The following is a 6,409-nucleotide window of genomic DNA, read 5'->3' as shown; positions in this document are numbered from 1 at the left end:
GTTGGCCAGAAGCCAGGCGCTTCCTCGAATAGGCCTGATACATAGATGCAACCGGGCAGCAGTGTTTAAAGCAAAGCGTGTTGACAGTGTGGGGCGAGTCCATACATAGGAGCGAGCTTGCTCGCGATGGCTGCGTCACGTTCACAGCAGATGCATGGGTTTTGCCGACCTGTTCGCGAGCAAGCTCCAACAAAAGCCGAAGGGTGTCCCACCAGTGCCTGCGTGGGCTCGCCGGGTTCAGTTGAGGCGGTAGCACTGCAATGCTTCGGCCAGGCAACTGACCGGCAAGTGCTCGCTATCGACCAGCATCTGCAAGGCACTGTAGGCCACCCAGTGTCGATCCAGGCGTTGCCCCGGCGCCAGGCTGTCTGCCCCCAGTGCCCGGAACGGCCCCGGCAGGTGTGCGCCGAGCTGCGCCGCAACGAACTGCGCATAACCGGTCACCGCCAGCACCGGCCTGCCGCCCTGTCCCAGACAGCCGAGCAGATGGCTGCGCTGCCCTGCCCTCTCGGCATCCCGAGCCAGGCGCGTATAGCTCGGGCAGCTCCACAGCTCACAGGCCACGCCCCAATCCTCTGCCAGCAGCCGCGCCGCCTCACGCACCTCATTCAGCATGCGCCCGGCACCGAGCAGGCGCAGCGGCGCGCTGGGCGCTGGCGGATTCACGCGGTAAAGCCCCAGCCAGGCTCCGTGCAGGTCTACATACGGGCCGGCGACGCTCGGGGTCTGGTCATGCAAGGTCAGGTAACAGAAACCCGGCCGCCCCTCCACGTACAACGACCGCAAGGCGCCGACCACGATTGCCAGCGCCTCTGCGCCACAGGCCGGGTCGAACGGCAAACACTGCCGGTTGCCCGCCAGCCACAGCGGCAACCACGGGTGCGCCCCCTTGGCCCAGCGCGACGGCGAAGACTCGATGTCATTGAACACGAGGCCCCGCTCACCGATCTGCCGACTCAACATCGACAGATGCGCGGAGGTCGGCGAACGGGTCAGGTAGAACAACGGCCGCTCAGCCTCTTCCGCCTCGGCGAACCACAACGGCCAGGCACTGATCGGCACCTGGCTTTGCGAGTCGGCGGGATGGTCGTTGATCACCCTCGGCCCGCGCCGAGCGGACAACCCCTGGAAACTTCGCAGCACCTCGCCGACTGCCGCCAACGGCGAACAGCGCTGCCCGGCGCCGTTGGTCAGGACCTCCTCGAAACGCTGGAGGCACGTTTCGACCAACTGACCGGTGGCCGGAACGGGCCGTTGAGGGTGCGTCTTCATTCCTTCGAACTCCTGTGACGATGGGCGCGGGAGGGTCAGGAATAAAGCAATCTGATTGCATATGCAATCAAATTTCTTCATCAGGAAAGTGTCGGGCACAAGATGACCGCGCCAATACGGATGGCGGTGAATGACAGGCGAACGAGTACCAGAGGGCGACGCGAAGAATGTTCGATTAAGAGATTCAGCAGCTCGGACGAGCTTGAGAGGGTGGCAACCCCACCAGCCACACCCCGGCACACGATGTTCCCGCTATGGCTGCTTCCTTCCGGACCTGACCAGGTTGACGGGTAATCATTGCGAGGGGACCGATGGGGTCACCATAAAGACGCCCGCTGCTAGCGGGCCGCGCCATTGTACCGGTCTGCGGCGAAGATACAACCTCTGATTGCGATTAAAAAATCAGGTCGCTCAAGGACTTGGCTCCAATGCCGGGTCAGCCGGGGCTGAGCCCCCTGCCCTCGATGCCGCTCAGACCTGCACCACCTCATCTGCCTTGCCGCCGGCGTCCTGGATCACCAGGTGGATGAAGTGCAGCTTGGCGATCACCGCCGGGGTGAGCACGAAGGGGTAGAAATCCGGCTGGCCCATGCTGCGTGACAGTTCGTTGAGCATACCGGCCAGTTCGATCCAGGCGTTGACAAAGGCCAGGAACGACGGCCCGCCGGGGTGCTGTGGGTCGAACAGTGCTTCTAGCCGAAACGGCTGGAACTCCAGGCCCTTGTCGCGGGCGCTCATGCCGAAGCCCAGTGCGGTGTCGACGGCATCGACCATGTGCAGGTAATGCGCCCAGGTTTCCGCCCAATCTTCCCAAGGGTGCATGGTGGCGTAGGCGCTCACGTAATGCGTCTGCCAGTCGGCGGGGGCGCCTTGCTGGTAGTGGCGCTCCAGCGCCTCGGCGTAGCTCGCCTGCTCGTCACCGAACAGCTGGCGGAACGACCACAGCCAGTGGCTGTTGGCAATCAGTTGGTCCCAGTAGTAGTGCCCCACTTCATGGCGGAAGTGGCCGAGCAAGGTTCGGTATGGCTCGCCCATCTGCACGCGTATCGCTTCGCGGTGGGCGTCGTCGGCTTCGCGGATGTCGAGGGTGATCAGGCCGTTGGCATGCCCGGTGGTCGGCCTGCGGCCTTCCTGGTCCACGCCGATGAAATCGAAGGCCAGGCCGCGCTGTTCGTCGACACTCTTGGGAATGACCCGCAGTCCCAGGCCGATCAGTTGAGCCACCAAGCGGCGCTTGGCGGTTTCTACCTTGCACCAGCGCTCGGGGTTCTCGGCAACGTTCAGGTCGGGAATGGTGCGGTTCAGCGCGCAGGCCACACAGAAGTCACCCATTTCATACACCGGCAGCAACCAGTTGCACGCCGCCGCCGTGCCCAGGTTGGCGCAGCGCCGGTACAGGGCATCGCCCGGTTCGCCGCTGATGCGCCAGGTGTCGGGCTGGCCGGCCGGCTCCAGCGCCACCACCCGCCCCTGCTCCGGCAGATAACCCAGCGCCGCCTCGCAGGCCAGGCACTGGGTATTGGGGAAAAATACCGGCTGCCCGCAACGGCACTGCCAGACCTTGCTGGCCCGGCGGCTGTCGCTGATGAAGGGCGCGGAGATACGCGAACTCAACTGTTCGAAGAAACGAAGCATGGTGGATTTCCCCCGCTGATGTGCATGACTAGATCATGCCCTTCAGCGCGGGTTCCGTTTATCAGCCGGCTGGCGTGCGCCCGGCGCGCGTCAGGCACTGATGCCATGGCCGGCGAGGAAATCCACGAAGGCGTCTTCGTCCATCACCCGGACACCCAGCTCGTTGGCCTTGGTCAGCTTGGAGCCGGCACCGGGTCCTGCGACCACCGTGTGGGTCTTGCCCGACACCGAGCCGGAGACCTTGGCGCCGAGGCTTTCCAGCTTGTCCTTGGCGATGTCGCGGCTCATGCGTTCCAGGGTCCCGGTGAGCACCCAGGTCTGGCCGGCCAGCGGCAGGCCTTCGGCGGTCTTGCGCTCGCTGTGCCAGTGCATACCGAAATCCTTGAGCTGCGCCTCGATGGCGCGGGCGCGGGCGGCGTTGTCCGGGCTGGCGAAGAACTCGCGCACGGCGTTGGCCTGCTTCTCCGGCAGCGCCTGGCGCATGTCCAACCAGTCGGCCTCGATCACTTTGTCCAGCGCACCAAAACGTTCGGCAAGCTTCAGCGCACCGCCCGGGCCGACGAAGGGAATGTGCAGTTTGTCGAGCAGCCCGTCGAGGGTGGCGCTGGCGGCGAACTCGGCGCTCACCTCGCCTTCGTCCTGCAGGACCAGACCGCGCTCACCGAGCAGGGCATCGATGACCTGGCGGTTGTGCTCGTCTTCGAAGAAGTTGTGGATCTCGTGCGCCACTTCCAGACCGATGTCCGGCAGGTAGGTTAGCACCTCGGGCAAGGCCCGCTGCACGCGCTGCAAGGCGCCCAGTGAGCGGGCCAGGACCTTGGCGGTTTCCTCGCCCACGTCGGGAATGCCCAGGGCGTAGATGAAGCGCGCCAGGCTCGGCTGGCGGCTGTCGGCGATGGCCTTGAGCAGCTTGTTGGTGGACACCTCGGCAAAGCCTTCCAGGTCGATGATCTGCTCGTACTGCAGGCCATAGAGGTCGGCCGGCGAGCCGATCAGTTGTTCGTCCACCAGTTGCTCGATGGTCTTGTCACCCAGGCCTTCGATGTCCATCGCGCGCCGCGACACATAGTGGATGATCGCCTGCTTGAGCTGCGCGGCACAGGCCAGGCGGCCGATGCAACGGTACACGGCTCCCTCGCTGAGGGTTTCCTTGCCCTTGCTGCGCTTGACCAGCTGGGTACGCTCGACGTGCGAGCCGCACACCGGGCATTGCTCGGGCACCTGCACCGGGCGCGCATTCTCGGGTCGGCGCTCGGTGACCACCTGGACAACCTGAGGAATCACGTCACCTGCGCGGCGGATGATCACCGTATCGCCGATCATCACGCCCAGGCGCGCCACTTCGTCCATGTTGTGCAGGGTGGCGTTGGACACCGTCACGCCGGCCACCTTGACCGGTTTAAGGCGCGCCACGGGGGTCACTGCGCCGGTACGCCCGACCTGGAACTCGACGTCGAGCAGTTCGGTGAGTTCTTCCAGGGCCGGGAACTTGTGGGCAATGGCCCAGCGCGGCTCGCGGGCACGGAAACCCAGCTCGCGCTGGGCGGCCAGGCTATTGACCTTGAACACCACGCCGTCGATTTCGTAAGGCAGACTCAAGCGCCGCTCACCGATATCACGGTAATAGTCCAGGCATTGCTCAACGCCATCAGCGAGTTTCAGTTCGCGGCTGATCGGCAAACCCCAGGTCTTGAGTTTTTCCAACACGCCTACATGCGTGTCGGAAATTTCTTCAGTTACTTGCCCCAAACCGTAACAGCAGAATTCCAGCGGGCGACTGGCGGTAATCTTCGAGTCCAGCTGGCGCAGGCTGCCGGCGGCGGCATTGCGCGGGTTGGCGAAGGTCTTGCCGCCGATTTCGGCCTGGCTGGCGTTGAGCTTCTCGAAGCCGGCCTTGGACATGAACACCTCACCGCGTACCTCCAGGGTCGCCGGCCAGCCCTTGCCCTGCAGCTTGAGCGGCACATTACGGATGGTGCGCACGTTGACGCTGATGTCTTCGCCGGTGGTGCCATCACCGCGCGTAGCACCGCGCACCAGGGCGCCGTCGCGGTACAGCAGGCTCACCGCCAGCCCGTCGAGCTTGGGTTCACAGCTGTACTGCACCTTGGCGCCCGCGCCGAACAGGTCACCAGCCGGCAGGTCGAGCCCCTCGCCGACGCGGCGGTCGAAATCACGCAGGTCACTTTCCTCGAAGGCGTTGCCCAGGCTGAGCATCGGCAGCTCGTGGCGTACCTGGGTGAAGGCAGTCAAGGCTGCGCTGCCGACCCGCTGGGTGGGCGAGTCCGGGGTCACCAGGTGCGGGTTGTCAGCTTCCAGGGCCTTGAGTTCGTGGAACAGGCGGTCGTACTCGGCATCCGGGATACTGGGTTCATCCAGCACGTGATAGCGATAGTTGTGCTGGTCCAGCTCGGTGCGCAATTCCAGGATTCGGGTTTCGACAGCCTTCATGGTGTTCTCTCAAGACAAAAAGCAAGAAAGCAGCCGAAGCTGCTCTCTACGAACAAGTTGATCCGGGCGGGCCGAGACATCACCCGCCCCCGCTCAGCGGCGCTGGGTCAGCGCGCGGCGCTCGAACTCGACGATGCGCTGGCGGTAGTGCTCGATGGTCTGGGCGGTCAGCACGCTGCGCTGGTCGTCCTTGAGCTCGCCGTTGAGTTCGTGGGCCAGCTTGCGTGCGGCAGCGACCATCACGTCGAACGCCTGCTTCGGATGCCGTGGACCTGGCAGGCCGAGGAAGAAGCTCACCGCACGGGTACTGAAGTGGTCGATGTCGTCGAGGTCGAACACCCCCGGCTTGACCGCATTGGCCATGGAGAACAGCACCTCGCCATTGCCGGCCATGCTCTCGTGGCGGTGGAAGATGTCCATCTCGCCGAAACGCAGGCCGCTTTCCAGGATGTTCTGCAGCAGCGCCGGGCCCTTGAAGCCGCTCTCGTCGCGGGAAATCACGCTGATCACCAGCACTTCCTCCAGCGGCGCCTGCTCCTTGTCCTCGGCGACGTTGCCATAACCGGACGAAGAGGTGCCACGCGCAGCCGGCTTGTCTTCGACCTCGTGCTCTTCGCGGGCCGACAGCGGTGCCGGGCTTTCGTCCAGGTCCAGGTCGCCCTGCTGCGGCTCGTCCTTGCGCTTCTTGTCGTTGTGGCGACGGCGCGGCTCACGCGCCTCGGCACTGACCGAAGGCAAGTCATGCTCGTCGAGTTGCGGTTCTTTCTGGGTTTCCAGCACGCGGGAGGGGCCGAGCAGCTCGGCGGACGACGCTTCGTCGTCGTCCGGCAGGTTGGAATAGCTGCGATCAAGCCTGAATTTCAATTTGCCCTTGCCGCCGCGCATACGCCGCCAGCCATCAAAGAGAATACCGGCGATGACGATAATGCCGATGACGATCAGCCATTCACGCAGACCGATTTCCATGTAATCCAGTGCCTCGAATGAGAAATTCTAAAAACAGGGGAGCAAACCCCTTTAAAACGTGGAGCCAAGTCTATGTTCTAACTGG

Annotated in this window: 4 protein-coding genes and 1 other RNA gene; all 5 read right to left on the bottom strand. The window is 64.2% G+C overall.

Annotated features, from left to right (window positions below):
• Positions 1 to 237: 237 nt before the first annotated feature.
• Complete coding sequence (locus tag QZ497_RS16815; RefSeq protein WP_295476975.1) at positions 238 to 1,272, bottom strand: pyruvate dehydrogenase; 1,035 nt, start codon at positions 1,270 to 1,272, stop codon at positions 238 to 240.
• 217 nt (positions 1,273 to 1,489) lie between these two features.
• Positions 1,490 to 1,586: signal recognition particle sRNA small type (ffs, locus tag QZ497_RS16810), an RNA gene on the bottom strand.
• A gap of 157 nt (positions 1,587 to 1,743) precedes the next feature.
• Entirely contained in the window at positions 1,744 to 2,907 is a 1,164-nt protein-coding gene (locus QZ497_RS16805) for a putative zinc-binding peptidase (RefSeq protein WP_295476973.1), read from the bottom strand.
• Between the two features lie 90 nt (positions 2,908 to 2,997).
• A complete protein-coding gene (ligA, locus tag QZ497_RS16800; protein ID WP_295476971.1) occupies positions 2,998 to 5,358 on the bottom strand; it encodes an NAD-dependent DNA ligase LigA in 2,361 nt (786 codons plus the stop codon).
• Positions 5,359 to 5,451: 93 nt separating this feature from the next.
• Entirely contained in the window at positions 5,452 to 6,324 is an 873-nt protein-coding gene (gene zipA, locus QZ497_RS16795; RefSeq protein WP_295476969.1) for a cell division protein ZipA, read from the bottom strand.
• Positions 6,325 to 6,409 lie beyond the last annotated feature (85 nt).

It is taken from the genome of uncultured Pseudomonas sp., from assembly GCF_913777995.1.
Classification (GTDB): domain Bacteria; phylum Pseudomonadota; class Gammaproteobacteria; order Pseudomonadales; family Pseudomonadaceae; genus Aquipseudomonas.
This window is presented reverse-complemented; position numbering and strand designations above follow the sequence as displayed.

Coding starts and splice junctions, on each gene's coding strand:
- QZ497_RS16815 (WP_295476975.1), bottom strand. CDS start 1,272: ATGAAGACGCACCCTCAACGGCCCGTTCCGGCCACCGGTCAGTTGGTC.
- QZ497_RS16805 (WP_295476973.1), bottom strand. CDS start 2,907: ATGCTTCGTTTCTTCGAACAGTTGAGTTCGCGTATCTCCGCGCCCTTC.
- ligA (WP_295476971.1), bottom strand. CDS start 5,358: ATGAAGGCTGTCGAAACCCGAATCCTGGAATTGCGCACCGAGCTGGAC.
- zipA (WP_295476969.1), bottom strand. CDS start 6,324: ATGGAAATCGGTCTGCGTGAATGGCTGATCGTCATCGGCATTATCGTC.